This window comes from Photorhabdus namnaonensis, assembly GCF_001684335.1.
Taxonomy (GTDB): domain Bacteria; phylum Pseudomonadota; class Gammaproteobacteria; order Enterobacterales; family Enterobacteriaceae; genus Photorhabdus; species Photorhabdus namnaonensis.
The window spans coordinates 290704-316975 of record NZ_LOIC01000082.1 but is presented as its reverse complement, the minus strand read 5'-3'; the positions used below and the strand labels follow the sequence as shown (position 1 = coordinate 316975).

Sequence of the window (26272 nt, the reverse complement as noted above, 5' to 3'; positions counted from 1 at the left end):
TATGCATGGTTAATTATTATCAATGTACATAAATAATAATTAACATGCAAAGATACTCCATTGCCTTTTCCTCCCAAGAGATTCCACGCATCAAACCGAGAACAAAAAACCAAACAGCAGCAACGATGAATAGATGAAAAAGCGCGCTCTTCACTTTTTGTGGACGAAGGTCAATATCAAAGCTGCCTGAAACGACTGCGAACACTGAACGTTTCTGAGGTAACATAACGTTCCATTTGGCGCAGACGAATCTCTCCCGATTTCAATTGATAATCGATTTCATTCAGCAAGTTTTGCGCTGAAAAATGAGCTTCTTGGGTATAACCCGGCGGTGCCGGGTCAAGGACGAAAACCAGTACAATATAAGCGACAACCACAAAACCAAACAGGCCAAAAAAGAGTGACAATACCGCGATGACACGAATCAAGCGCACCGGTACATCAAAATAATCGGCCAGCCCGGCACAAACACCTTTAATTTTGCCCTTTTCGGGTATTCGATACAGTTTCCTACGGTTACTATTCGACATTATGATTGCCTCCAATCAGGATGTTCCGCATCCAGAATATCTTCCAATGTTTTAATTCGTGTCTGCATATGTTGTACACGCTCTGCCAGATGCTGAATTTCATTCTGATCCAACTGGCTTTGATTGGAATTCCGGCTGTTATAATGCAACCACAACCAAATGGGTAATACAAAAAGTACAAAGATAGTCAGTGGAATGCCGAGAAATATCGAGCCCATCACTTTTCCTTAAACGGTTAGTTGAGTGCATCAACACTTAATGTTGTTCTTTATTAGCATTTATTTTAGCCTTCATTGCCGCTAACTGCGCACTGATTTCATCGTCTGCTTTCAATTCAACAAACTGTTGATCCAGCGATTTTTGTTTTCCCATGCCCACGGCTTCTGTTTCCGCTTCCATATGATCGATACGCCGCTCAAATTGCTCGAAGCGAGCCATTGCCTGATCAATTTTACCGCTGTCTAAATGATGACGAACTTGTCGGGAAGAGGCCGCCGCCTGATGACGCAAAGCCAACGCTTGTTGTCTTGCTCGGGTTTCACTCAGTTTATTTTCAAGCTCGACAACCTCCCCTTTCATCCGCTCAAGCGTCTCTTCCAGTATGGTTAATTCATGCTTCAATGTATCCACTAAAGCAGCTGCTTTCTGTTTTTCGATCAGCGCTGCTCGCGCCAAATCTTCTCTCTCTTTATTCAACGCCAGTTCCGCTTTTTCCTGCCAATCGTGCATTTGTTGTTCACCTGCGGCAATACGACGAGACAACTGCTTTTTCTCTGCCAGAGCACGGGCGGAAGTTGAGCGAATTTCAACTAAAGTGTCTTCCATTTCTTGAATCATCAGACGAATCATTTTCTGCGGATCTTCCGCTTTATCCAATAATGAAGAGATATTGGCATTCACGATATCAGCAAAACGAGAGAAAATACCCATAATAAATTATCCTCTTTGGTTAAGGTTAGTTAATACTATTCATGTCACTCCTATAATTTATTATCAAGAATCGTGCCAACTTTTTATTTGTTCTATTCTTATGAAATACAAAGAGAATTTTTTATTTGACTTTTTATCACAACGAAATAAAGTGGTCTAAACAACCAAATATTGGTGAAAATAACCATGAATGACGTTACAGAAAATCTATTAGGTGAAGCAAACAGCTTTGTCGAAATCTTGGAACAGGTATCCGCACTCGCAAAATTGAACAAACCCGTTATCGTTATTGGGGAACGCGGAACCGGCAAAGAGCTGATCGCCCGCCGTTTGCATTATTTATCCCCCCGCTGGCAAGGGCCATTTATCTCCCTAAACTGCGCGGCGTTGAATGAAAATTTATTGGATTCAGAGTTATTTGGTCATGAGGCTGGCGCATTTACTGGTGCACAAAAAAAGCACCAAGGCAGATTTGAACGTGCCGATGGGGGAACGCTATTCCTTGATGAACTGGCAACCGCACCAATGCAAGTTCAGGAAAAGCTGTTGCGCGTCATTGAATATGGGCATCTTGAACGCGTTGGCGGCAACCAACCATTACATGTCGATGTTCGACTCATATGCGCAACCAATGATGATCTGCCCGCAATGGCAGCTAAGGGGCAATTCCGCGCTGATTTGCTCGATAGACTGGCTTTCGATGTGGTCAAAATTCCTCCACTTCGCCAGCGACAACAGGATATCATGTTGCTAGCACAACACTTTGCTATTCAGATGTGCCGGGAACTTGATTTGCCGTTATTTCCCGGTTTCACTGACCAGGCAAAACAACAGTTACAGAATTACACTTGGCCCGGTAATATCCGTGAACTGAAAAATGTTGTGGAACGATCCGTTTATCGTCACGGCGAGAATTCTGATCAACTTGATAATATTATTATTAACCCATTCGCCTCCACATCGCATTTTCTAGCCAATGTTGATGCTAGTAATATTGATGACAGTAATGATTTATCTCCACAACTTCTGCCTTCACTGCCTGTTAATTTGAAACAGTGGCAACATGACAGCGAACGACAACTCATAGAGTTATCGTTAAAAGAGAGCAGATTTAACCAAAGAAAAGCGGCAGAGAAACTACGACTGACCTATTATCAATTACGAGGCTTAATGAAGAAACATGATATCAACGTCGGCGATAAGTGATCCGAATGACAGATAAAAAAAAGCCAGCACCCGAGCTGGCTAAAAAAACACTGGAAGCAATGTGAGCAATGTCGTGCATTTCCTGGGACCTAAAAACTGTTCCCCGGAAGTGCGATACAGATGATAATGGTTATCAATACGATTTGTAAAGCACTTTACTGAGAATTTTTCTCATTACCATTACCACCGCGTTTTTTTGGGCTCAAGCGCGACTTGAGATACAATGTGTCAATTCTAATTAATAACAGATGCCTTATATGCACAGTTTGATTTATTGGATCATATTATTCCTTTCAGCCCCAGCTATTGCAGAAACAATGGCTGCGCCTGAAAAACAGCCCCACGTTCCGACTGACATTCAGCAACACGGGTTTATTTATTGCGTTAATGGCAATCTGAATACCTTTAATCCCCAACTGACGAGCAGTGGCTTAACTGTCGATACGCTGGCCGCCCAACTTTACGAGCGTCTATTAGATGTTGATCCTTATACTTATCGTTTGCTCCCTGAATTAGCTTCCCATTGGGAGATACTGGATAACGGCGCTACTTACCGCTTTTATTTGCGCCATAATGTCTCATTTCAATCAACAGACTGGTTTATTCCGACCCGTACAATGAATGCTGATGACGTCATCTTCAGCTTTAAGCGTCTGTTTGATAAGCAACACTATTATCATAACGTCAATGGCGGGCATTATCCCTATTTTGACAGTCTCCAATTGGCCAATTCTATTCAAAGTATCCGTAAAATTAATGAATATACGGTGGAATTTCGCCTGCACGAACCAGACGCCTCTTTTCTTTGGCATTTGGCCACCCACTATGCCCCAATACTTTCACAAGAATATGGGCAACAATTGCATCAAATGAATCGCCATGAGCAAATTGACTGGAAACCTGTCGGTACCGGCCCGTTTATGTTGAAAGATCATCGGACCAGACAATTTATCCGTCTGGTTCGCCATGATAAATACCGGAAAGGCAAACCACAAATGCGGCAAATAGTTATTGATGTCGGCGCCGGCGGCACCGGCAGGATGTCTAAGCTTTTAACCGGTGAATGTGATGTATTAGCGTATCCCGCTGCCAGCCAACTGACAGTTTTACGAGATGACCCCCGCCTGCGTCTGACTTTACGCCCAGGAATGAATATCGCTTATCTGGCTTTCAATACCAGCAAACCGCCACTTGATAAACTACAGGTTCGGCAAGCCATTGCCTACGCTATTAATAACCAACGGCTGATGCAATCCATCTATTATGGTACGGCGGAAACAGCCTCATCAATTTTACCTCGGGCGTCATGGGCTTATGATAATCAAACTGAGATTACGGAATACAACCCAGAAAAATCCCGCAAAATACTTAATGGCCTTGGATTAAACGGTTTGCAATTGAGCTTATGGGTACCTTCCGCCTCTCAATCATATAATCCAAGTCCACTCAAAATGGCAGAGCTGATTCAGGCCGATTTAGCACAAGTTGGCATTACCATGAGTATTAAACCTGTTGAGGGCCGCTTTCAGGAAACCAAACTGATGGATAAATCCCACGATATGACCTTATCAGGCTGGTCAACTGATAGTAATGACCCAGACAGTTTTTTCCGGCCGCTGTTAAGTTGTGCTGCGATTGCTTCACAGACCAATTTCAGCCATTGGTGTGATCCAGAATTTGATAAAATTTTACGGGAAGCTTTGATTAACCAACAATTATTATCCCGAATTAAGTATTACCATGCGGCTCAACAAATCCTTGAACAGCAATTACCTGTGTTACCATTAGCCTATTCTTTGCATTTACAGGCTTACCGTTACGATATTAAAGGGTTAGTACTCAGTCCATTTGGCAATACCTCTTTCGCCGGTGTTTATCGGGAAAAAGAGACTGATCAAATGACTCAAAAAGGTGGCAAATGATTATTTACACTCTCCGTCGTCTGCTTTTGCTGATTATCACCCTGTTTTTCCTGTCGCTGATAAGCTTTAGTCTCAGCTACTTCACCCCTAATGCTCCTCTCAGCGGAGCATCCTTGTTTGATGCTTATATATTCTTTTTCCACAGCTTATTACTATGGGATTTTGGCGTATCCAGCATCAACGGCGAACTTATCAGCGCACAGCTATGGGAAGTGTTCCCCGCCACAATGGAGCTTTGTATTCTGGCTTTCTCTGTCGCCTTGCTAGTCGGCATCCCACTCGGGATTATTGCGGGGGTATGGCGTAACAAACCAGCGGATACGGTTATCACCTCCATTGCCTTAGTCGGATTTTCCATCCCGATTTTTTGGCTAGCGCTATTACTCACCCTATTTTTTTCTCTTTATCTCGGCTGGCTACCGGTCTCAGGGCGCTTTAATCTGCTATTTCAGATTGAACCTGTGACAGGTTTCTCATTAATTGATGCCTGGTTATCAAAATCATCCCATCGTAATGAGATGATCATTAGCGCCGTGCAACACTTGCTGCTACCGGTGATTACACTCGCCGTCGCACCGACAACCGAAGTTATTCGGTTGATGAGAAACAGTACAGAAGAGGTTTTTGGTGAAAACTATATCAAGGCCGCCGCAACCCGTGGTTTATCAAGGCTGACCATTATCCGTCGTCATGTGTTACACAATGCGTTGCCCCCTATCATTCCGAAACTAGGATTACAATTTTCCACCATGCTGACACTGGCAATGATGACAGAACTCGTATTTAACTGGCCGGGACTTGGCCATTGGTTAGTCAGCGCCATTCGTCAGCAAGATTATTCCGCCATTTCCGCCGGTGTTATGGTGATTGGCACACTGGTGATTTCTGTCAATGTTCTGTCTGATATTATTGGCGCAATAACTAACCCTCTGAAGCATAAGGAATGGTATGCCCTTAGATAATTTTTATCGTGAAAAGAAAATGCCGTCACCGATAAAGGTCATCTGGCGCTTTTTCTATTCCGACATGTTGGCAATGATGGGATTTTATGGGGTGCTTATTCTGATTGCCCTAAGTCTGTTTGGCGGCTATCTGGCCCCTTATCAGCTCGATCAACAATTTCTTGGTCACCAACTACTGCCGCCTTCATGGTCATATCACGGTAATATCGCATTTTTTCTAGGTACCGACGATCTTGGGCGCGATATTCTTAGCCGATTGCTAATAGGCACGGCATCCACCTTCGGTTCAGCGCTGTTAGTCACTTTAGCGGCCGCTTTATGTGGTCTGATTATCGGCTGTCTGGCAGGCATGACTCGAGGGCTGAAATCCGCGGTACTCAATCATATTCTCGACACATTACTCTCTATCCCATCACTATTACTGGCAATTATTGTCGTCGCCTTTGTAGGCGCCAGTTTGCAACATGCAATAATCGCTATTTGGTTAGCGCTATTGCCACGTATCGTTCGCACAGTTTACAGCGCAGTTCACGATGAGCTTGATAAAGAATATGTTATTGCCGCTCGCCTGGATGGCGCCTCTAATTACCATATTCTATGGTATGCCGTATTACCAAACATTACCGCCGCCTTGGTCAATGAGTTAACACGCGCCATTTCTATCGCCATACTTGATATCGCTTCACTTGGTTTTCTTGATCTTGGCGCCCAACTTCCCTCACCCGAATGGGGAGCCATGTTGGGCGATTCACTGGAGCTAATCTATGTTGCGCCCTGGACCGTTATGTTACCCGGCGCGGCAATCATGTTCAGTGTCTTGTTAGTCAATTTATTAGGTGATGGATTACACCGTGCAATTAATTCCGGGGTGGAATAATGCCATTACTCGACATTCGCAATCTCACTATTGAATTTATGACTGCCAAAGGGCCAGTTAAAGCGGTTGATCGCGTCAGTATTTCACTGACAGAAGGCGAAATACGCGGTCTGGTTGGCGAATCAGGCTCAGGTAAAAGCTTGATTGCCAAAGCAATAAGTGGAGTCACTAAAGATAATCTCAAAGTGACGGCTGACCGTTTTCGCTTCGACGATATTGACCTGCTCCGTCTGACTCCACGGCAGCGCCGCAAAGTGATCGGCCACAATATCTCAATGATTTTTCAGGAACCACAATCCTGTCTTGATCCTTCTGAAAATATTGGTCGACAGCTTATTCAAGCCATCCCCGGCTGGACTTACAAAGGCCGTTGGTGGCAACGTTTCAAATGGCGAAAACGCCGGGCTATTGAATTACTCCACCGTGTGGGAATTAAAGATCATAAAGACATCATGAATAGCTTCCCTTGCGAATTAACGGAAGGAGAATGCCAGAAAGTTATGATTGCTATCGCATTGGCTAACCAACCACGTCTGCTGATTGCAGATGAACCAACCAATGCGATGGAACCGACCACCCAAGCTCAGATTTTCCGTCTGTTAGCACGATTGAATCAGAACAATAACACCACTATTTTACTGATAAGTCACGATTTGCAAGTCATGAGCAAACTGGTGGATCGCATTAATGTTCTGTATTGTGGTCAAACGGTCGAAAGCGCCGTTCCTGATGAATTACTGATAACGCCACATCACCCCTATACACAAGCGTTAAGCCGCGCTATTCCTGATTTTGGCAGCTCTTTGCCTCATAAAAGTAGGTTAAACACCTTACCCGGCGCTATTCCATCCCTTGAGCATCTACCCATCGGCTGCCGTTTAGGTCCTCGTTGCCCGTATGCACAAAAAACGTGTATTGAAACACCACGGTTGCGGGTGATTAAAAACCATGCTTTCGCCTGCCACTTTCCACTGAATCTGGAGGAACAGTAATTGGTTAATACTCTGCTAGAAGTCAAGAACTTAGCTAAAACTTTTCGTTATCGAACCGGTTTTTTTCACCGTCAACATTTTGATGCGGTAAAACCCGTTAGTTTTACTTTAAAAGCTAAACAGACACTGGCGATTATTGGTGAAAACGGTTCCGGGAAATCAACACTGGCAAAAATGCTTTCAGGTGTTATTGAACCAACTTCCGGCGAAATTATGATCGAAGGCCATAAACTCACTTACGGTGATTACAGTTATCGCAGCCAACGCATTCGCATGATATTTCAGGACCCAAGTACATCGCTAAATCCTCGTCAGCGTATTGGACAAATTCTTGATATTCCCCTTCTGCTTAATACAGCGCTTAATACAATGGAGCGGGAAAAACGGATCAACCAGACATTACGACAAGTTGGCCTGTTACCGGACCATGCCAATTATTATCCACATATGTTAGCCTCCGGCCAAAAACAGCGGGTAGCACTGGCGCGCGCATTAATATTACAACCGCAGATTATTATTGCTGATGAGGCATTAGCATCACTCGATATGTCTATGCGATCTCAAATCATTAATCTGATGTTGGAATTACAAGAAAAACAGGGTATTTCTTACCTCTATGTCACCCAGCATCTTGGCATGATGAAACATATCAGCGATCAGGTGATGGTCATGCATCAGGGGGAAGTTGTTGAACGGGGAAATACCGCAGAAGTGTTGGCTTCTCCTCTGCATGATATGACCCGCCGTCTGATCGCCAGCCATTTTGGTGAACCACTCACCGCTGATGCCTGGCGGCAGGATATTCCTTGACATATAGAAAACGATAATCACTGCTCGGAGCAGAACGCAAAATACAGCATATTTCTCTCTAGCGTGATAGAATTACTGGGTTTATTAACAATAAAACGTCATATTGATATTGTCTCTATGAGCAATTTTAATCCATTAATATCATTACCGGCGTTATCACACAAGGATACTGTTATGGGTTTTATGACCGGCAAGCGCATTCTGATCACTGGCGTCGCCAGTAAACTCTCCATCGCTTATGGTGTTGCAAAAGCAATGCATGACCAAGGAGCTGAGCTGGCTTTCACTTATCAAAATGACAAGTTGAAACCTCGTGTTGAAGAATTTGCAGCTTCCCTGAACTCTACTATCGTTCTGCCATGCGATGTAGTCGAAGATGAAAGCATCGAAGCCCTGTTCACTGAATTGGGTAAGGTCTGGCCAAAATTCGATGGCTTTGTTCACTCCATTGGCTTTGCACCGGCTGATCAACTGGATGGTAACTATGTCAGTTCCGTTACCCGCGAAGGTTTCAGAATCGCACACGACATCAGCTCTTACAGCTTTGTCGCTATGGCAAAAACTTGCCGTGAAATGCTAAACCCAAATTCTGCTTTACTGACTCTCACCTACCTAGGAGCAGAGCGCTCAATCCCTAACTATAACGTAATGGGTCTGGCAAAGGCATCTCTGGAAGCTAACGTTCGTTATATGGCTAACGCTATGGGTGCCGAAGGTATTCGTGTAAACGGTATCTCTGCCGGCCCTATCCGCACTTTGGCTGCGTCTGGCATCAAGGATTTCCGTAAAATGTTGGCTCACTGTGAAACTGTTAACCCAATTCGCCGCACTGTAACAACTGAAGATGTTGGTAACGCTGCGGCATTCTTGTGTTCGGATCTGTCCGGCGGTATTACCGGCGAAATCCTGCATGTTGATGGTGGTTTCAGCATTGTCGCAATGAATGAACTGGACTTGAAATAATCTGATTAATAATCAGTAAATTTCAACTCACAAAAGGCCCGAAAAGCTAGTTTTTCGGGCCTTTTATTATCAATAAAATAACAAATTAATTACTTCATTAAATCATCACTAACAGGTAAAAATTAATTCTAAGTCAAAATATAAAAAAACCATTGGAACGAATTATTAAACCTTTTGTAATTAAAGAGTTAAACGACATTACCTTATAATTATTTTACTGAAATAAAAAATATCATCTTGTTTCCTTGCACTAATCAGTAATATGTCCTTTAATATAATCAATAACTTAATTTCATTAAATCGATTATCAGCACAATATTTACAATTAAATATTTCCAGTTAAATATTTTTAATGCAATATTTTATTATTATTTTACCCTTTTAGTTTAAATATTATATTTCATGTTTTTATACAATTTAATGATATTTATTATTTTAGCAAGGTGCATAAAATGAAAAATGATTTTTTAATTATATCTAATATGTTTAAATCAATCACCAATATAAAATTGCCAGAATGTCTGAAAAATCATGATCCATCCCAAGGCATTGCAGTTTCTTGGAATGAGTTTAAGGAATCATTATATCACTGGCCATCAGCATTGGAAGATTACGAATATGCATATAATTCCGATGAACAAGATATTGATAGAATTATTAAAAATATACACAAAGCAACAACTTATTTAGGTTCACTTAGCAGTGGATATTTAGGTCATGGTTATATTGCCAGAGTCGATCATGCATTGAAAGAAATTGAATCAGATTTTAGTAAGCTAAACGATTTCATCTCAAAACTACCACAACTATTTGAAATATCTCAAATTGATTTTGAACGCAAGAAAAACTTCGCAGAAAAAACACACATAAAAATACAACAATTATTAAAGAATATTCCCGATGGAGAAGATAAAAAGCAAATATACAAAGTCTCTTTATTGATGGAAGAAATCACGTTAAATATATCATACGTTTCATTTAGTCTTAGAAATATAAATAATTCCGTCAATAGACTTAACGGACAAATAGAAACAATTAATAATATTTACAAAGAGTTAGTCGAAAACTTTAATCAAGAGAATAAAAAAGATATTTTTACAAGAAACTATAGACAATGCATGATTTATTTTAGTGAATTTACAAATAAATTCAATTTATTTTCCTATGATTACAAATCATTTAACAAGAATAATATATTAATTATCTTATAACCAATATAAAATGAATTCTTGTAATTATCAATAATCGCCATTATTTATTCCATATAATATAACCAATTGAAAAATATACTATATGACACAAAATATGGGGAAGTTTTGGATAAGTCACTTCATCCAAAATCTTTCCCTAAACTTCTAAATTAAAGCAACTAATCTATTTGAAAATAATGATAAAAAAAATAAATAATCGCCTCTATACCAGAATATAGAAAAGGATTATTCACGATACAATCACACCACCTTATATCTATTTAATCATTCATTTATTTCCATCTGTCGTGGTAGTATATATCAAGGCTATAGCAATGCCTTACTGAGTTCCTTTGTCCTATTATATCTATTACCGGAAACTTTTAAGGAGCGGCACATGAAACTTTATTACCAACCTGGAGCTTGTTCTCTCTCACCTCACATCATACTTCGTGAAGCAGGACTTGATTTCAGCATGATTAAAGTTGATCTGAAAACTAAAAAAATGGAGAACGGCGACGATTTTTTCGCAATTAACCCAAAAGGCCAGATACCCACTCTTCTGTTAGATAACAATGAGATCCTCACCGAAGGAGCTGTTATTGTCCAATATATTGCCGACCAGAAACCGGACAAAAAATTAATCTCACCAGCCGGAACGATGGAACGATATCATCAACTTGAATGGATTAGCCATCTTTCCAGTGAAATCCATAAAGGATTTTCACCCCTGTTTTTCCCGGGAACACCAGAAAATTATCGTCCTGTTGCTATTAATAATCTACTCAGGAGATTCAAGTATATAGATAAGGTATTAGCAGAACAGCCATACATTGCCGGGGAGCACTTTACTGTTGCTGACGCTTATTTATTCACCCTCAGTAACTGGGCGCCTTTAGTGCAATTGGATCTATCTGACCTGGTTCATCTTAAAGATTACCAAAAGAAGATTGCAGAACGTCCAAGTGTTCATGATGCCCTGAAAGCAGAAGGATTAATTTAAGAGTAAAAAACCGTTCCACGCAATGTTAGTGGAACGGTTAAATATCTTAATCCAATTGCGTCGCACAGAATTTATAGCCAGGAGTCACCATTCTGTCCTGCGCAGCCACAATTTGTAGTTCGTATTCGCCCATATCTTTCGTTGTTACCATCACTTCATAAACCGCAGCAGCAACATGTTCGAGAGCAGTTTGTAAAGACTCGCCTTTTAATAGGTTAACCAATAGCAGGCCACTGGTTAAATCACCCACACCAACCGGCTGACGTTCGCCAAAATCCACCAAAGGCCGACTTACATGCCAGCTATGCTCTTTAGTCACTAATAGCATTTCAAAATGATCAGCCCGATAACCAGCACGACTAAGATGTTTAACCAGTACAATATCCGGCCCTTTCTCACATAATGTTCGGGCAGCCACAACAGCCTGTTCTACATTAGCCACTTTCTGCATACTCAGTGTTTCAAGCTCCAGTAAATTTGGTGCAATAATGTTACTTACAGGAAGTGCTTCTTCACATAAAAATTCAGCCACTCCCGGCGCAACAATACAACCTTTTTCTGGGTGCCCCATGACGGGATCGCAGAAATACCAAGCATCAGGATTCACCGCTTTTACCCGTTTCACGATATCGATAATATGGCTCCCCTGTTCCGGTGAACCGATATATCCACTCAGTACCGCATGACAAGATTTAAGCTGTTCAATTTCTTCAATGCCCTGAACGATTTCCGTAAGATGATTCGCCGGCATAATACACCCTTTCCATTGAGAATATTGGGTGTGATTTGAAAACTGTACGGTATTCAATGGCCATACATTTACCCCCATCCGACGCATAGGGAATTCCGCAGCACTGTTACCAGCGTGACCAAAGACAACATGGGATTGAATTGAGAGAATATTTTTCACAATGACGGCCTATATTTTATTCTGGCTTCTGTTTATTAAGATTAAAGTCATGGTAAGAAAAAGGGCAACATTTGTTGCCCTGTCATAACGCAATATTAGTTATTTCCAGCAGATCAAACAATCGTGTTTTTTACCACGACGCAACAGGGTGTAACGACCAAACAGACGGTTACTGTCAGTAAACAGATATTCAGGTTCAGATTGTTTTTCACCATTAATTGCGACAGCGTTGGAACTGATCATAGTACGCGCCTGACCACGAGAAGGTACTAATCCAGCATTAACTAAAGCTTGTTGCAAATCCGCACCTTTTTCCAACTCAATTACTGGCATACTATCCTGTGCCAATTGAGCAAAATCCGCCTCGGTCAAATCAGCAACGGCCCCAGAGAATAAACTTTCTGTAATCCGTTTAGCAGCGGCCAATCCTTCGTCACCATGCACCATACCAGTAACTTGTTCCGCCAACACGTACTGAGCACGGGGAGCTTTACCGCTATTTCTATCTTCTTCTTCCAAAGCGTCAATATCTTCAAGATTCATGAAGGTAAAGAATTTCAGGAAGCGATAAACATCGGCATCCGCAGTGTTAATCCAGAATTGATAGAATTTGTACGGGCTGGTTTTCTTCGGGTCCAACCAAACAGCGCCACCTTCTGTTTTGCCAAACTTAGTGCCATCAGATTTCGTGATCAGCGGAACAGTCATGCCAAATACTTGTTTCTGGTTGATACGGCGAGTGAGATCAATACCAGAAGTAATATTTCCCCACTGGTCAGAACCACCAATCTGTAACTCAACACCATGTACTTCATTCAGGCGAGCAAAGTCATAGGATTGCAGTAGGTTATAAGAAAACTCAGTGAAAGAGATACCTACATCATCACGGTTCAAACGCTGTTTAACCGCTTCTTTATTAATCATCTGATTAACTGAGAAATGTTTGCCAATGTCACGCAGGAAAGTCAGGACGTCCATGTTGCCAAACCAATCATAATTATTGGCTGTTTTAGCGCTATTTTCACCACAATCAAAATCTAGGAAAGGTGAAACCTGTCTACGGATTTTCTCTACCCACTCTTTAACGGTGGCTTCAGTATTCAGTTTACGTTCAGTGGCTTTGAAGCTTGGATCGCCAATCAAACCCGTAGCCCCACCAACTAACGCCACGGGTTTATGCCCGGCCAGTTGGAAGCGTTTTAAACACAGCAAGGGAACCAGATGCCCCAAATGCAAGCTGTCAGCGGTCGGATCGAAACCACAATAGAGGGAGACAGGGCTCTGCGCCAGTCTCTCTGCTAACGCATTCTCATCCGCCACCTGGGCAATGAGGCCCCGCTCTTGCAGTTGTTTTATCAGGTTATTGCTAGACATTAATGACTCCATCAATTTGTGTATTTTGTCTGTTGTATAAATCGCGACTTAAAAAGAGTGCGGCATAGCATAAAACGCTACTACTATAAGTGCTAGTATTAAAAATAATAATCCACGATTTATGGCGCAAGCCTGTCAATATGCCAACTATCGCCTTCCCGTTGATAAATAAACCGATCATGGAGCCGATTTGCACCGCCTTGCCAAAATTCAACAGAATCAAAGGTCACTTTGAATCCTCCCCAAAAGCTAGGCAAAGGCACCTCGCCATTCAAGAATTTCTGTTTCAATTCAAGGAACTTCCCTTCTAAAACACCGCGTGCGGAAATACGAGAAGATTGTTGTGACGCCCATGCGGCAATCTGGCTATCTCTGGGACGACTATGGAAATATTTCATCACTTCAACAGGAGAAAGACGTTCCGCTTTACCAAGAAAAGAGACTTGCCTTTCCAGAGGATACCAAGGGAAATGGAGGCTGATTTTGTTATTTCGCGCCAAATGTTTTGCTTTCCGGCTGCTTAAATTTGTATAAAAAATCAAACTATTTGTATCAAAATGCTTCAATAACACAATACGTTGATACGGTTGGCCATTTTCATCAACTGTTGCTATACACATTGCGGTTGGATCGCTCAATTTAGCTTCACATGCTTGCTTGAACCAACGCTCAAAAAGTTCAATAGGTTCTTTAGTTAAATCTTTACGTCTTAATCCACCACGAATATATTCACGGCGTAATTCTGCAACATCAAATTCATTATGTTCTGACATTAACGTAGCTCTGTTTATGACTCACTAAATACCAGACAGCTTATCATTGTTATTGATTATTAACAGGATAAATCGCCCCTAAAATGGTTTCAGTACTCGCACCGGTAACAGAGGGCAAATTCCCTGACGCACCTGACATCGTACGGAATGCCAACCAGGCAAATGCCAGTGCTTCCATATCATCGCCGCTTAGGCCATATTTATCTGTCGGGCAAACCTCCGTTCCCGGTAATAATGCAGAAAGTCGACTCATTATCTGTGGGTTACGTGCGCCGCCGCCACAAACCAACAGACGTTCACATCCACCACTCAACATGATTTGCTGTGACACAGACACTGCTGTCAGCTCGGCCAGTGTCGCCTGGACATCAACTGGAGATATGTCAGGAAAATTAGCTAATTGCGCCTCCAACCAACTCATATTGAAATACTCCCGGCCTGTGCTTTTAGGAGCTGGTCGTGAAAAATAGTGATCAGAAAGCATTTGTCTAAGTAGCTGGTTATTAACCGCACCTTCCCGCGCCCATTGCGCATCTTTATCATAAGGTTTTTTCTGATGACGCCACACCCAACTATCCATCAGCATATTACCCGGACCTGTGTCATAACCTTTGACCGGTGATCCCGGTAATAGCGTCGTTATATTGGCAATACCACCGATATTGAGAATTATTCTGCGTTCTGTCGAATGCCCTAAGACGGCGAAATGAAAAGCGGGAACTAATGGCGCTCCCTGCCCGCCATATGCCATATCTCTCCGACGAAAATCGCCAACCACAGTCATCCCAGTTAAAGCTGCGATACGGTTATTGTCGCCAAGTTGCATAGTGAAAGGCGTGTGACCATCTGGCTCATGCCAAACAGTTTGTCCATGACATCCCACAGCGATAATGTCACTGGTGGTTAACCCTGTTTTAATCAGTAAGCCCTGCACTGCTTCAGCGAATAAAGAACCAAGTTCATAATCTAACCGACCAATTGCTGATAATGTCGTTTGCTGCCCCTGGCAGACTGCAAGAATTTTCTGTTTTAATTCGTGTGGAAATGGATGCGAATAACTGGCTTGTTGAGCAACAACTTTATCATTGATTGCTGCAAGCACCACATCAACGCCATCCAGACTTGTCCCCGACATTACACCAATATAACGACCTGACTTCATAACCATTTAATTTGCCTTCCTGCTTAAAATCTGTCTTGATAAAATCAGAAACCACGCCAATAACTATAAAGCGCAGTGGTTTTGGCTGTATATGGCTAATAGACAAACTAAGGAATAAAACCTGAGTTTTGGAAACAACTTCACAAAAAATGCTGAATTTCTCATTAATAGCTATTTCTTTTAAAAATCTCTATTGACGTTTAATATATGTTTAGCACTAGATTGCTAATGTACTGGCATTCTATTTGGATAAACTTTTTATTACTTATTGCCAATGCCGGTTGTTAGCCTGATTGCCCAGTAAGCTATCAGATTTCCGCAGTCAGGCATCGAAATTAGGAGTTACTATGTTTAAGCACTTTTTAGTTAGCGCGGTTGCCGTTGCTTCATTATCAGGCTGTGTCAACACCGATTCTCTTTCTGGTGATACCTATACCGCTGGACAAGCTAAGCAGGTCCAGACTGTCTCTTACGGTACAATTGTTTCTGTTCGTCCTATCAATATTCAGGCGGGTAGCGATGAGAATGTATTAGGCGCAATTGGCGGCGCAGTTCTAGGAGGCTTGGTTGGCAATACTATTGGCGGCGGCAGCGGCAATACATTGGCGACCGCCGCTGGTGCGATTGCCGGTGGTGTTGCAGGCCAAAACGTTCAGGGGGCTCTTAACACAACTAAAGGTGTGGAACTCGAAATTCGTCGTGACAGCGGTGAAAGTATCATTGTTGTTCAAAAGCAAGGTAAAACTGTTTTCCATAAAGGTCAACGAGTAAGAATCGCAGGCCAAGGCAGTAGTATTACTGTTTCACCTCGACAATAAGATATAGAAATAAGAAAACCGTGACTTCATTTTGGTAAGTCGCGGTCTTCTTTCATCCGGTTAGCGCATTTCATGGCTATCGTAATTACTATCTACTCTGTAATTGGATAATATTTTGCTCTAACTTCTGCACTAAAGTGGAAAGAAAAGCAAGTTCCTCGCGTGAAATACCCTCCAGAATCTCATTTCTTGTGGATTCAATAACACCATCCAACTCCCTAATAACCGATGCAGAATCTTCAGTTAGCTTGATTCTCTTTGCACGGCGATCATTGGCACAAGTATGCCGGGTGATAAGTTTTTTTTCCTCAAGCTGATCTAATGTCCTGACCAAAGATGGTTGCTCGATACCGATAGCTTTCGCCAACTGTATCTGAGATTGCTCCTGAGGTAACCGGCTAATATTGTATAACGTTACCCAATGAGTCTGAGTTAATTCTAACGGCTTTAAACGGTAGTCAATTAAAGCACGCCAAATACGAACTAACCGTGCCAGATCTGATCCCAATGTAGATTCCAATTGTCCCTCCTTAAATAAACTAGCCTACTAAACATAACAGCCAAATTTTTCTAAATCAGGCTAACTAGCCTTAAAAAAGTATATATAACTTCTGCATAATCACAGTAAATTCTTAGCAACTAACTAATTCAGGTAACTATAACCAAGAACAACTAAACTTAATTTAAACTCAGAACAAAACAATTAACATACAATATTTTTACCATAAAAACTATCAGAACTATGAATACAAGCAGACAGAAACCAATAAATATCATTCAATACTTTATTCAAAGTACTATAAGAATAGCTGTCATCTAAATGCTAAGCTATCTATTTTTACATTAATGTTGTTTTTATTTTACATTTATCACACAATTGGGCTTAAAATTCCATTTAAAACATAAAGTTATAAGAACACTCAAATAAGCTCCCTTAGTCTTTTCGTTAAGTGAAAAATAAAAAAATAACAAACAAAATACTTAAGATTATAGTAGAACATTTATAACTTCGCCAAAAATATAACCCTATATAAGTAAATCATTGAATTGTTAACTTTAATAACTTCAAAAATTTCTAATTAAAATAGTGATGGCTGCTCAGGTGGTTCTTCATCTGTCTGATTTTGTGCTCTCAATGCACGTAAATATCTTTGCCGGCACAGTCGCAATACTTCACGCTTTTGCCCATCAGACATTTTCATCCAATTAAATCTTTCTTCCCGGCTGCGATAACACCCCAGACAAAAACCTCGCTCATTAGCCTGACAAATTCCTCGACAAGGACTGGGAATAGCAAAAAACTCCAGTTGCTCAGCCATCACATCCCGTTTCCTATACAATTCACATACTATATTTAATTATAAACCTAGATAAGAATAAATTATAATTATGGGAAAATTGAACTGTAACCGTAAGACACGTTATAGTTAGTGGTTTTTGTGCGACCTACCGCACAAAAATATTGGTAAAACCATTAAATTAGAGGTAATTATGCGTTTACTCCATACCATGATCCGTGTTGGCGATCTACAACGCTCCGTTAATTTTTACACTGAAGTGTTAGGCATGCGCCTGCTACGCACCAGTGAAAACATCGAATATAAATACTCACTCGCCTTCGTTGGCTACGCTGATGAGAGCGAAGGAGCCGTAATCGAGTTAACCTATAATTGGGGAGTTGATCATTACGAAATGGGGAATGCTTTTGGTCACATTGCATTAGGTGTTGATGATGTCGCAGCCACTTGCGAATCTATTCGCAAAGCCGGTGGCGACATTACCCGTGAAGCAGGCCCCGTAAAAGGCGGAACAACCGTTATTGCTTTCGTTGAAGATCCAGATGGTTACAAAATTGAACTGATTGAAAATAAAAATGCCAGCAACGCTCTGGGTAACTCGATCTGATGTCTGACAAAAAAGAGCCAAACGTCCTTAGTGGACGTTTTAGAGGTTATTACCCTGTTGTTATTGATGTTGAAACTGGCGGCTTTAATGCCAAAACAGACGCATTACTTGAAATTGCCGCCGTTACACTGGAGATGGATGGTGAAGGTTGGCTAACGCCTAGCGAATCGCTTCACTTCCATATTGAGCCATTTGAAGGAGCCAATCTTGAACCAGCAGCCCTGGAGTTCACCGGCATTGATCCATTAAATCCGCTACGTGGAGCAGTGAGCGAATATGAAGCTCTACACGCTATTTTTAAAATGGTTCGTAAAGGGATAAAAAATAATCATTGTAATCGGGCAATTATCGTTGCTCACAATGCTAGCTTCGATCATAGCTTTGTTATGGCTGCCGCGGAACGCACCGGACTAAAGCGAAATCCGTTCCATCCGTTTGCAACTTTTGACACCGCTGCTTTAGGTGGTCTGGTATTAGGACAAACAATCTTAGCAAAAGCCTGTATCACCGCCGGTATCCCATTCGACAATCATCAGGCTCACAGCGCTTTATATGATACTGATCGTACCGCTGAATTATTCTGTGAAATGGTTAACCGTTGGAAACAACTCGGTGGCTGGCCATTAACGACAGCAACGGAAGAAAAAAACGGATAAATAGCTGAACGGCTAGATTAACATTATCAAATCTAAATTTAAGCAATAATACCCCCCATATATCAATATATGGGGAGATAGCATAATAATTTATCCCGTCATCTTTCAAGTTGCCTCTTTGTTGGCGGCACTCACTCACCCCGGTCACATAGTTATCTATGCTCCCGGGGATTCGCTCCCTTGCCGTCGCGATGCATCTTGAAATCCATTGGGTAATATAAGTAATTAAAAAATTACTCTGTCGCGTCTTCGTCCTCGAGACGATATTTATCAGCAGTTTCTTTGATTAATGTTTGTAACTCACCACGCTGATACATTTCAATGATAATATCGCATCCACCTATCAACTCACCTGCTACCCAAAGTTGAGGAAAGGTTGGCCAATTAGCATATCTTGGCAATTCTGCACGAATATCTGGATTTTGCAAAATATCTACGTAAGCAAAACGCTCACCACATGCAGATAAAGCCTGAACAGCCTGCGCAGAAAACCCACAATTTGGCAATTTAGGAGAACCCTTCATATACAATAAAATTGGGTTTTCTTTAATTTGGCGCTCAATCTTCTCAATAGTCGTCATTTTTATTTCCTTTAAACCAACACTATGTTGATAACCAACATCGTCACAATATTACGGAGAATACCATTTTCTCTCACTAAGATGTATCCTGATCTTTTCTTATTCTGATGCAGATGGCATCATTTTCACTGTTATTTATCGTAGAAGTTGCCAGGATGACCAGAAATTTACCAGCACAGCAATGAAAGCTTTTGGTTCTGGGCTGGGCTTAACAACCATCAGATTAATTCATTACTCTCTGTTTTAACACCCAAAGGCAAAGGGCAGATAAACCGCTGAGACTATCCGCCCAATTTCCTTTCAACGTAAAGCCCAATTTCTAAACCATCTAACCTGTTCAAAATATCAGGCAAAGATCAAGCAAAGAGCGGCAAAAATGGCAATCATCACCAACGTGCTAACAGCAGTAAATAAACCAAGTTTCAAATCGGTATTCATAAAGCCTCCTCAGAATAAAAAGTTTATAACGACAAAAACCAGTCTATTGAGATGGTTAATTGCCCTTATATAAGGAAAAGCATAAATAGCGATTACCATTCATTTTATAACACTGATTATTGCTTTCACTTTTGAGCCAGATCAGACAAAATCCAAGATTTATCGCTAACTTATTGCCAGCCCTTGTGTAAAAGGGCTGGCAAGTGATTAACAAAGCGTTTTAAATTTAGACCAAAAGGTCAGGAGTCTTTCACCTCATGGCAACGATCAAAGATGTGGCTAAACACGCTGGCGTCTCAACCACTACCGTATCCCATGTTATTAATAAAACCCGCTTCGTCGCTGAAGATACTAAAGCTGCCGTTTGGGCTGCTATTAAGGCACTGAATTATTCACCCAGCGCCGTCGCTCGCAGTCTGAAAGTTAACCACACAAAATCGATCGGATTACTGGCGACATCCAGTGAAGCCCCCTATTTTGCTGAAGTCATTGAGGCCGTTGAAAACAGTTGTTATAGCAAAGGCTATACGCTGATTTTATGTAACTCACACAATAACATTGATAAACAGAAAGCCTATCTCGCCATGCTGGCACAAAAACGTGTGGATGGACTGCTGATTATGTGTTCAGAATACCCGGAACAGTTGTTGGGAATGCTGGAAGATTATCGCAATATTCCAATGGTCGTCATGGATTGGGGTCAAGCCAGAAGCGACTTCACCGATACGATTATTGATAACGCATTCCACGGAGGTTATCTGGCTGGTCGTTATCTTATCGAGCGCGGCCATCGTGATATTGGCGCGATCCCCGGCCCTCTGGCACGAAATACCGGCGGTGGTCGCCATCAAGGATTCTTAAAAGCGTTAAAAGAAGCCAATATTCCGATCAGAGAAGAATGGATTATTCAGGGGGATTTTGAGCCAGAATCGGGCTATAAAGCCATGCATCAAATTCTGCATCAAAAACAGCGTCCGACTGCGGTTTTCTGCGGCGGAGATGTTATGGCTATGGGGGCTATTTGTGCTGCTGATGAATCAGGATTACGCGTCCCGCAAGATATTTCTATCATCGGTTATGACAATATACGCAACGCTCGTTATTTCTCTCCGGCATTGACCACCATTCATCAGCCAAAAGAACGACTGGGACAAATGGCGTTTTCTATGTTATTGGACAGAATCGTCAACAAACGTGAAGATGCACAAACCATTGAAGTACATCCACGCCTGGTTGAACGACGCTCTGTCGTGGATGGTCCATTTATAGACTACCGCCGTTAATCCGTTTTATTCATCCTGAAGCCATTCAGCATTAAGCGTTTCACTATCGCCAAGATAGTCAAGCAACCAACTTAATGCTGGAGAATGGCTGTTTTGTACCCACGCCAAACAACATGGACTGTCTGGTAAAGGCTGTTCCAATTCCAACACGGCTAATTTCTTCTGCCGAATAAGCGGCATTGCCCTATGCTTAGGCACCATTCCTACACATAATCCTTCGTTTAAACAAGACAGACCAGACTCCCAATCAGGAACTACCAACCTGCGCTGGTTATCCAGATTCCAGGTGTCACGCTTCGGTAAATTACGGGATGTATCTTCAAGGCACAAACTTGGATAAGGCCGCATTTGGTCATCAGATAGCGGCCCCGGCAATTGAGTCAACTCATGGTCTGCGCTAACCACACATAACCAAGGCATAAACCCCATATCTCGGAAACTATACCTTTCCCCGACAGGAACCACTCGGGTTGCCCCAATGGCGACATCAACTCGACTATCCACCAGCGCATCCCACACACCATTAAACACTTCCTGATGAATAAAAAGTTCTATATCAGGAAAATGGTGGTAAAAATCAAGAATAAGCTGACGACTACGTTCTGGTTTGACAACGAGATCAATAGCAATATTAAATTGCCCTCGCCAGCCGTTTGCAACTTGTTGACATTGGTGACGAGTATCAATCATTTTTTTGATAACAGAGCGAGCTTCTTTGATAAAAATAGCGCCTGCCTCAGTTAATTCTACATCTCGATGATGACGCTCAAACAACGAAACGGCAAGCCACTCTTCCAATTGTCTTACGGTATAACTGATCGCAGAAGGGACACGGTGAAGCTCCGATGCCGCGGCACTAAAACTGCCTGTTCTGGCAACCGCGTCCACGACTTCAAGTGAATATTCCGACCACATAATTTTACCTTTCAATTTTTTTCACAGCACTATGCAAATATTACCATTTCACAAGTAAAAATCACGACGTATAGAATATGTGTCAATATTGTTATCTATCTTATCACTGCAAATTATTTCAATCATGACATTCAAAGAGAGTAATCAAATGAAAAACTCAAGTCAGTTCATGTTCTACCTTGCAGGCTTGAGTATGCTAGGCTATCTGGCTATTGATATGTATCTGCCAGCATTCGGTGCTATGCAACAAGAATTAGGGACATCAGCAAACGCAATTAGCGCCAGCCTAAGCATCTTTCTTGCAGGTTTCGCCTTTGCGCAACTTTTGTGGGGGCCTCTTTCAGATCGCTTTGGCAGGAAACCGATTATTATCATCGGCCTATCCCTGTTTTCTATTGGCTGTCTGGGAATGATTTGGATAACAGATTCCACCCAACTTTTAGCTTTGCGTTTTATTCAAGCCATCGGTGTGTGTTCAGCCGCCGTCTCATGGCAAGCATTAGTTATTGATCGTTACGATTCCAATCGTACCAAACGTGTTTTCGCGACAATTATGCCATTGGTTGCACTTTCCCCTGCCCTGGCGCCTTTAATGGGAGCCTGGCTGTTGCAACATGGCGGCTGGCGCATAATTTTCCTAGTCTTATTGACAATCACATTAATACTGTTGTTTTTTACTCTGTTTTTGCAAGAAAATCGCAAAAACCATGAAATTCAAGTGCAAACAAATAATGTCTCTTTCCTTACGCTATTAAAATCACCACTGTTTAATGGCAACGTTCTGATATTCGCATCATGCAGCGCCGGCTTTTTTGCCTGGTTAACCGGCTCCCCTTCAATCCTCGGTGAAATGGGATATACCCCCGATGACATCGGTCTGAGTTATATTCCTCAAACGTTGGCCTTTATCGTTGGAGGTTATGGATGTCGCAGTATTTTGACCAAAATAAAAAGTGAGATTATTTTTCCTTATCTGTTAGTTGGCTATGCTTTCAGCATGATTGCGCTCTATTTGATTGCAAAATTTAGCGAGCCAACTCTATTCACTATTCTGATCCCTTTCTGCTTTATGGCTGCAATGAATGGCGCATCATATCCAATTGCAGTAGCAAACGCTTTATCCGCTTATCCACAAGACAGTGGAAAAGCTACTGCATTACAAAACACGCTTCAATTAGGGCTCTGTTTTATTGCCAGTTTGGTTGTATCAGCATTTATCAGCAATCCACTTATATCCACAACCACTGTCATGGTTTCTACCGTTGTTCCAATGACATTAGGATATTTTATACAGTGGAAAAAAAACGCTGATCGCCGAATTCAAACAGTTGAACAAAATTCTTAATATTAATCAAATTGTTACTCCAATAAAGGCGGCTAATTATCAATTAATCGCGGCCTTTATTTATTAATTGATAAAACAATTTTATGCTTTTATACTTAATAAAGATCTTTATTACAAATAACCTGGAATTTGAGGTTTTCAGGAGCAATGATTGCCCCATTAAACTCATGGATTAGTCATCTTTAAGATTTTTTTACTTTGATTCTTTGTTATTTTTTGCATTTTGCGTCTTCGCATCCTGCTTTGTTAGCTAAAACGAGCTCCTCAATATTCCATCACCCTAACGTTGGAGAGTATATGAGTTCACCCTATATTGAAAACCCGAAAACAGCCATTAACTCCTGGCAGAGAATTGCCAATCAGATGCTAGAGGAAGCAGGAATTCAAATTAATGGTCACAATCCTTATGACATCCAGATAAAAAACCCTAATTTCTACAAAAGAGTTTTACAACAAGGTTCTATGGGATTAGGTGAAAGTTATATGGATGGCTGGTGGGATTGCGAGCGGTTAGATATTTTCTTTTATCGCGTTTTACGCGCTGGATTAGAAAATAAAATGCCCAATAATCTCAAAGACATAGTAAGAATCGCAACAACCCGCTTACGTAATCTGCAAACGCCAAAAAGATCATGGATTGTCGGTTATCAACATTATGATTTAGGAAACGATCTTTTTACCCATATGCTTGACCCTTATATGCAATATTCCTGCGGATACTGGAAACAAGCTAAAACACTGGAGCAGGCTCAACTTGATAAGTTGAAACTCATCTGCGAGAAATTGGAACTTTCTCCAGGTATGGCCCTGCTGGATATTGGATGTGGTTGGGGTGGGCTATCAGCTTATGCTGCTAAAAATTATGGTGTTTCTGTCACAGGTATAACTATTTCAGCCGAACAACAGAAATATGCACAGAAACAATGTACAAATCTGGATGTAAAAATCATTCTGAAAGATTATCGGGATTTACATGAGCAGTTCGACAGAATTGTTTCTGTCGGTATGCTTGAACACGTTGGACCTAAAAATCATGCGACTTACTTCGACGTTGTTCAAAGAAACTTGAAGCCTGATGGCCTATTCCTGCTACATACCGCTGGTTCCAACAAAACTAAGGCCAGTGCTGATCCGTGGATCAGCAAATATATTTTTCCTAATGGCTGCTTGTCTTCGATTGAGCAAATAGCTCGCACCAGCAAAAACTGTTTTGTTATGGAAGATTGGCATAACTTTGGCGCAGATTATGATCGTACATTGATGGCCTGGTATGAAAGATTTATTGCCAGTTGGCCTGAAATACAAGATAACTATAGCCCAACATTTAAACGCATGTTTAGCTATTATCTGAATGCCTGTGCCGGTGCATTTCGTGCTCGCGATATTCAATTATGGCAAATCATATTCAGTCTAAAAGGCATTGAAGGCGGGTTACGGGTAGCCCGATAGTTAACCTAAAAGCTACAGGTTCCCACTGTAGCTTTTAGTCAATGCAACATATCCATTTCTAATCATTAAAAGGAAAATTCCTATTCCAATATGACAAAACCATTTAACTACACTTAGAATAGGTGGTCCTTAATAAAAGAGAGATCTATTTCTCACTAACGGAAATCACCCACATAACCATTATCAAAGAAAACGGTTTGATCAAATGCTATTTTTCCACCAGAAAATATCAAATCTAAATGATGACTCCCTTTTACACCACCACCTAAACCAAGATGTAAGCCAGGATGCCGCTCTTCAAAACCGGCATTTCTGCCATAAAGCGCTTTCACACCGGTGTTAGTGCCAATACCAAACTCTTCAACAATTCTATTTCCGTGATTATGATTTAGATATAAATTAAAATCTCTACTAAATTCATCATTCTCACAATCAAAACCAATAATTTCACCCTCTTTTATATTTATCGTCATCATATCATTGACAACCCCATACTTTATGGCAAAGGGTGCAGTACTCAAAAAGGTACCACTAAAGCTAATACTGCCGTTAAGGTTCTTTATATGACTTGCTATTTCCCCAGGAATAACATCAATATTTCCGTTGCCATCAATGGAAGTCCATTTATGGTCCTTTTCTAAATAACCTACAATCGAGTTCCCTTTATTATCTGTATATTGAATCTTCTGTGATCGACTTGATAATCCAATAAGCTTTTGATTCCTTTCTGTTATTGATGCTGGTAGCTCACTGAATGCTTCAATAAAATGCGGACCATAATCTTTAAACAGTACAGATTTCTTCCATGATTCAGTAATAAAGCTTCTTATTTTGGTTAGATATTCTGGCCCTTGTGGAGATGCATTCTTTAATGTTGATGATGCGTAAAGAAAAATAAACAAATCACAATCGGATATTTTTTGTTTTACATCGTCTGGCGGCGTTTTTTCTAAGAAAGCGAAATCAGATTTCACATCGAAATTCTTTTTATACACATGCATCTTTTGCGCAATATCGCCATGCTCAGCATCAGATCCGATAAATATCTTTATACATTCATCATTTCTTACTTTATCCGAAATCGCAGGATGATATGATAAACAACGATACATATTCTCAAGACTTTTATCCATGAGGACAATCCTGTTTATTTTTAAGTAAGGGGAAACTCTCCCCTTACTTATCTATTATTATAAAGAGCCTTAATTATAAAAAACCATTAAGGCCAAAGTGCAGTACCAAAAGGTACGACAGCTTGCGCATTCATCATTTCAACAG

General features: G+C 41.2%; 27 protein-coding genes. 15 read left to right on the top strand and 12 right to left on the bottom strand.

What is annotated here, in order from left to right:
• Window positions 1–176: 176 nt before the first annotated feature.
• From pspC to pspA, 3 genes are read right to left on the bottom strand one after another with little or no spacing between them, the layout of a single operon-like run.
• On the bottom strand, window positions 177–530 hold the full coding sequence (gene pspC, locus Phpb_RS17935) for an envelope stress response membrane protein PspC (protein ID WP_040149899.1): 354 nt from the start codon (window positions 528–530) through the stop codon (window positions 177–179).
• Entirely contained in the window at window positions 530–748 is a 219-nt protein-coding gene (pspB, locus tag Phpb_RS17930) for an envelope stress response membrane protein PspB (RefSeq protein WP_065391524.1), read from the bottom strand. Before pspB ends, pspC begins: the two co-directional genes overlap by 1 nt.
• Before the next feature lie 37 nt (window positions 749–785).
• On the bottom strand, window positions 786–1460 hold the full coding sequence (gene pspA / locus Phpb_RS17925) for a phage shock protein PspA (protein ID WP_065391523.1): 675 nt from the start codon (window positions 1458–1460) through the stop codon (window positions 786–788).
• Window positions 1461–1646: 186 nt separating this feature from the next.
• Here pspA and pspF point away from each other — a divergent pair, with 186 nt between their 5' ends.
• From pspF to gstA, 9 genes are all read left to right on the top strand, one after another.
• Complete coding sequence (gene pspF / locus Phpb_RS17920; RefSeq protein WP_065391522.1) at window positions 1647–2666, top strand: phage shock protein operon transcriptional activator; 1020 nt, start codon at window positions 1647–1649, stop codon at window positions 2664–2666.
• A 257-nt stretch (window positions 2667–2923) separates the two neighbouring features.
• Window positions 2924–4588 carry an ABC transporter substrate-binding protein SapA gene (gene sapA / locus Phpb_RS17915; protein WP_065391521.1) on the top strand — a complete coding sequence of 555 codons (1665 nt, stop codon included), beginning with the start codon at window positions 2924–2926 and terminating at the stop codon, window positions 4586–4588.
• Complete coding sequence (gene sapB / locus Phpb_RS17910; protein ID WP_065391520.1) at window positions 4585–5550, top strand: putrescine export ABC transporter permease SapB; 966 nt, start codon at window positions 4585–4587, stop codon at window positions 5548–5550. Before sapA ends, sapB begins: the two co-directional genes overlap by 4 nt.
• Complete coding sequence (gene sapC, locus Phpb_RS17905; RefSeq protein ID WP_036805457.1) at window positions 5537–6427, top strand: putrescine export ABC transporter permease SapC; 891 nt, start codon at window positions 5537–5539, stop codon at window positions 6425–6427. The genes sapB and sapC overlap by 14 nt, the downstream gene beginning before the upstream one ends.
• Window positions 6427–7419, top strand: a complete 993-nt coding sequence (gene sapD, locus Phpb_RS17900) for a putrescine export ABC transporter ATP-binding protein SapD (protein WP_065391519.1) — start codon at window positions 6427–6429, stop codon at window positions 7417–7419. The genes sapC and sapD overlap by 1 nt, the downstream gene beginning before the upstream one ends.
• Window positions 7420–8229, top strand: a complete 810-nt coding sequence (gene sapF, locus Phpb_RS17895; RefSeq protein ID WP_065391518.1) for a putrescine export ABC transporter ATP-binding protein SapF — start codon at window positions 7420–7422, stop codon at window positions 8227–8229.
• A gap of 174 nt (window positions 8230–8403) precedes the next feature.
• A complete protein-coding gene (fabI, locus tag Phpb_RS17890) occupies window positions 8404–9192 on the top strand; it encodes an enoyl-ACP reductase FabI (RefSeq protein ID WP_065391571.1) in 789 nt (262 codons plus the stop codon).
• A gap of 452 nt (window positions 9193–9644) precedes the next feature.
• On the top strand, window positions 9645–10403 hold the full coding sequence (locus Phpb_RS17885) for a hypothetical protein (protein WP_065391517.1): 759 nt from the start codon (window positions 9645–9647) through the stop codon (window positions 10401–10403).
• A gap of 376 nt (window positions 10404–10779) precedes the next feature.
• On the top strand, window positions 10780–11385 hold the full coding sequence (gene gstA / locus Phpb_RS17880; RefSeq protein WP_065391516.1) for a glutathione transferase GstA: 606 nt from the start codon (window positions 10780–10782) through the stop codon (window positions 11383–11385).
• A 46-nt stretch (window positions 11386–11431) separates the two neighbouring features.
• Here gstA and pdxY read toward each other — a convergent pair whose 3' ends face one another.
• From pdxY to anmK, 4 genes are all read right to left on the bottom strand, one after another.
• Entirely contained in the window at window positions 11432–12295 is an 864-nt protein-coding gene (gene pdxY / locus Phpb_RS17875; RefSeq protein ID WP_065391515.1) for a pyridoxal kinase PdxY, read from the bottom strand.
• 99 nt (window positions 12296–12394) lie between these two features.
• On the bottom strand, window positions 12395–13669 hold the full coding sequence (gene tyrS / locus Phpb_RS17870) for a tyrosine--tRNA ligase (protein ID WP_065391514.1): 1275 nt from the start codon (window positions 13667–13669) through the stop codon (window positions 12395–12397).
• Between the two features lie 119 nt (window positions 13670–13788).
• Window positions 13789–14442, bottom strand: a complete 654-nt coding sequence (gene pdxH, locus Phpb_RS17865; RefSeq protein WP_065391513.1) for a pyridoxamine 5'-phosphate oxidase — start codon at window positions 14440–14442, stop codon at window positions 13789–13791.
• A 49-nt stretch (window positions 14443–14491) separates the two neighbouring features.
• Window positions 14492–15604 carry an anhydro-N-acetylmuramic acid kinase gene (anmK, locus tag Phpb_RS17860; protein ID WP_065391570.1) on the bottom strand — a complete coding sequence of 371 codons (1113 nt, stop codon included), beginning with the start codon at window positions 15602–15604 and terminating at the stop codon, window positions 14492–14494.
• A gap of 347 nt (window positions 15605–15951) precedes the next feature.
• Between anmK and Phpb_RS17855 the strand changes: the two genes are divergently transcribed.
• On the top strand, window positions 15952–16422 hold the full coding sequence (locus Phpb_RS17855) for an outer membrane lipoprotein (RefSeq protein ID WP_036805439.1): 471 nt from the start codon (window positions 15952–15954) through the stop codon (window positions 16420–16422).
• Window positions 16423–16510: 88 nt separating this feature from the next.
• Here Phpb_RS17855 and slyA read toward each other — a convergent pair whose 3' ends face one another.
• Together slyA and Phpb_RS17845 are read right to left on the bottom strand one after the other, a co-directional pair.
• Window positions 16511–16942 (bottom strand): transcriptional regulator SlyA, encoded by a 432-nt coding sequence (gene slyA, locus Phpb_RS17850; protein WP_036805437.1) that lies wholly within the window; start codon window positions 16940–16942, stop codon window positions 16511–16513.
• Between the two features lie 559 nt (window positions 16943–17501).
• Window positions 17502–17741, bottom strand: a complete 240-nt coding sequence (locus Phpb_RS17845; RefSeq protein ID WP_036805434.1) for a DUF1289 domain-containing protein — start codon at window positions 17739–17741, stop codon at window positions 17502–17504.
• 172 nt (window positions 17742–17913) lie between these two features.
• On the opposite strand from Phpb_RS17845, the gene gloA reads away from it, so the two are divergent.
• Window positions 17914–18327, top strand: a complete 414-nt coding sequence (gloA, locus tag Phpb_RS17840; protein WP_065391512.1) for a lactoylglutathione lyase — start codon at window positions 17914–17916, stop codon at window positions 18325–18327.
• A complete protein-coding gene (rnt, locus tag Phpb_RS17835) occupies window positions 18327–18983 on the top strand; it encodes a ribonuclease T (protein ID WP_065391511.1) in 657 nt (218 codons plus the stop codon). Before gloA ends, rnt begins: the two co-directional genes overlap by 1 nt.
• 233 nt (window positions 18984–19216) lie before the next feature.
• Here rnt and Phpb_RS17830 read toward each other — a convergent pair whose 3' ends face one another.
• Window positions 19217–19564 (bottom strand): Grx4 family monothiol glutaredoxin, encoded by a 348-nt coding sequence (locus Phpb_RS17830; protein WP_065391510.1) that lies wholly within the window; start codon window positions 19562–19564, stop codon window positions 19217–19219.
• A gap of 695 nt (window positions 19565–20259) precedes the next feature.
• On the opposite strand from Phpb_RS17830, the gene purR reads away from it, so the two are divergent.
• Complete coding sequence (gene purR, locus Phpb_RS17825) at window positions 20260–21285, top strand: HTH-type transcriptional repressor PurR (RefSeq protein ID WP_065391509.1); 1026 nt, start codon at window positions 20260–20262, stop codon at window positions 21283–21285.
• A 6-nt stretch (window positions 21286–21291) separates the two neighbouring features.
• On the opposite strand, the gene punR is transcribed toward purR, so the two are convergent.
• Entirely contained in the window at window positions 21292–22200 is a 909-nt protein-coding gene (gene punR / locus Phpb_RS17820; RefSeq protein ID WP_065391508.1) for a DNA-binding transcriptional activator PunR, read from the bottom strand.
• Window positions 22201–22348: 148 nt separating this feature from the next.
• On the opposite strand from punR, the gene punC reads away from it, so the two are divergent.
• Both punC and cfa read left to right on the top strand, forming a co-directional pair.
• Entirely contained in the window at window positions 22349–23545 is a 1197-nt protein-coding gene (punC, locus tag Phpb_RS17815) for a purine nucleoside transporter PunC (RefSeq protein ID WP_065391507.1), read from the top strand.
• A 297-nt stretch (window positions 23546–23842) separates the two neighbouring features.
• A complete protein-coding gene (gene cfa, locus Phpb_RS17810) occupies window positions 23843–24994 on the top strand; it encodes a cyclopropane fatty acyl phospholipid synthase (RefSeq protein ID WP_065391506.1) in 1152 nt (383 codons plus the stop codon).
• Window positions 24995–25149: 155 nt separating this feature from the next.
• On the opposite strand, the gene Phpb_RS17805 is transcribed toward cfa, so the two are convergent.
• The gene (locus tag Phpb_RS17805; protein WP_065391505.1) at window positions 25150–26127 is read right to left on the bottom strand and encodes a CgnE/CgnB domain-containing protein; all 978 of its coding nucleotides are present in this window, start codon (window positions 26125–26127) and stop codon (window positions 25150–25152) included.
• Between the last annotated feature and the right edge of the window lie 145 nt (window positions 26128–26272).

Coding starts and splice junctions, on each gene's coding strand:
- Phpb_RS17855 (WP_036805439.1), top strand. CDS start 15,952: ATGTTTAAGCACTTTTTAGTTAGCGCGGTTGCCGTTGCTTCATTATCA.
- Phpb_RS17845 (WP_036805434.1), bottom strand. CDS start 17,741: ATGGCTGAGCAACTGGAGTTTTTTGCTATTCCCAGTCCTTGTCGAGGA.
- Phpb_RS17805 (WP_065391505.1), bottom strand. CDS start 26,127: ATGGATAAAAGTCTTGAGAATATGTATCGTTGTTTATCATATCATCCT.
- anmK (WP_065391570.1), bottom strand. CDS start 15,604: ATGAAGTCAGGTCGTTATATTGGTGTAATGTCGGGGACAAGTCTGGAT.
- pspC (WP_040149899.1), bottom strand. CDS start 530: ATGTCGAATAGTAACCGTAGGAAACTGTATCGAATACCCGAAAAGGGC.
- gstA (WP_065391516.1), top strand. CDS start 10,780: ATGAAACTTTATTACCAACCTGGAGCTTGTTCTCTCTCACCTCACATC.
- pspB (WP_065391524.1), bottom strand. CDS start 748: ATGGGCTCGATATTTCTCGGCATTCCACTGACTATCTTTGTACTTTTT.
- cfa (WP_065391506.1), top strand. CDS start 23,843: ATGAGTTCACCCTATATTGAAAACCCGAAAACAGCCATTAACTCCTGG.
- pspF (WP_065391522.1), top strand. CDS start 1,647: ATGAATGACGTTACAGAAAATCTATTAGGTGAAGCAAACAGCTTTGTC.
- Phpb_RS17830 (WP_065391510.1), bottom strand. CDS start 19,564: ATGACGACTATTGAGAAGATTGAGCGCCAAATTAAAGAAAACCCAATT.
- pdxH (WP_065391513.1), bottom strand. CDS start 14,442: ATGTCAGAACATAATGAATTTGATGTTGCAGAATTACGCCGTGAATAT.
- purR (WP_065391509.1), top strand. CDS start 20,260: ATGGCAACGATCAAAGATGTGGCTAAACACGCTGGCGTCTCAACCACT.
- sapC (WP_036805457.1), top strand. CDS start 5,537: ATGCCCTTAGATAATTTTTATCGTGAAAAGAAAATGCCGTCACCGATA.
- tyrS (WP_065391514.1), bottom strand. CDS start 13,669: ATGTCTAGCAATAACCTGATAAAACAACTGCAAGAGCGGGGCCTCATT.
- punC (WP_065391507.1), top strand. CDS start 22,349: ATGAAAAACTCAAGTCAGTTCATGTTCTACCTTGCAGGCTTGAGTATG.
- sapB (WP_065391520.1), top strand. CDS start 4,585: ATGATTATTTACACTCTCCGTCGTCTGCTTTTGCTGATTATCACCCTG.
- fabI (WP_065391571.1), top strand. CDS start 8,404: ATGGGTTTTATGACCGGCAAGCGCATTCTGATCACTGGCGTCGCCAGT.
- rnt (WP_065391511.1), top strand. CDS start 18,327: ATGTCTGACAAAAAAGAGCCAAACGTCCTTAGTGGACGTTTTAGAGGT.
- sapD (WP_065391519.1), top strand. CDS start 6,427: ATGCCATTACTCGACATTCGCAATCTCACTATTGAATTTATGACTGCC.
- pspA (WP_065391523.1), bottom strand. CDS start 1,460: ATGGGTATTTTCTCTCGTTTTGCTGATATCGTGAATGCCAATATCTCT.
- Phpb_RS17885 (WP_065391517.1), top strand. CDS start 9,645: ATGAAAAATGATTTTTTAATTATATCTAATATGTTTAAATCAATCACC.
- gloA (WP_065391512.1), top strand. CDS start 17,914: ATGCGTTTACTCCATACCATGATCCGTGTTGGCGATCTACAACGCTCC.
- sapA (WP_065391521.1), top strand. CDS start 2,924: ATGCACAGTTTGATTTATTGGATCATATTATTCCTTTCAGCCCCAGCT.
- punR (WP_065391508.1), bottom strand. CDS start 22,200: ATGTGGTCGGAATATTCACTTGAAGTCGTGGACGCGGTTGCCAGAACA.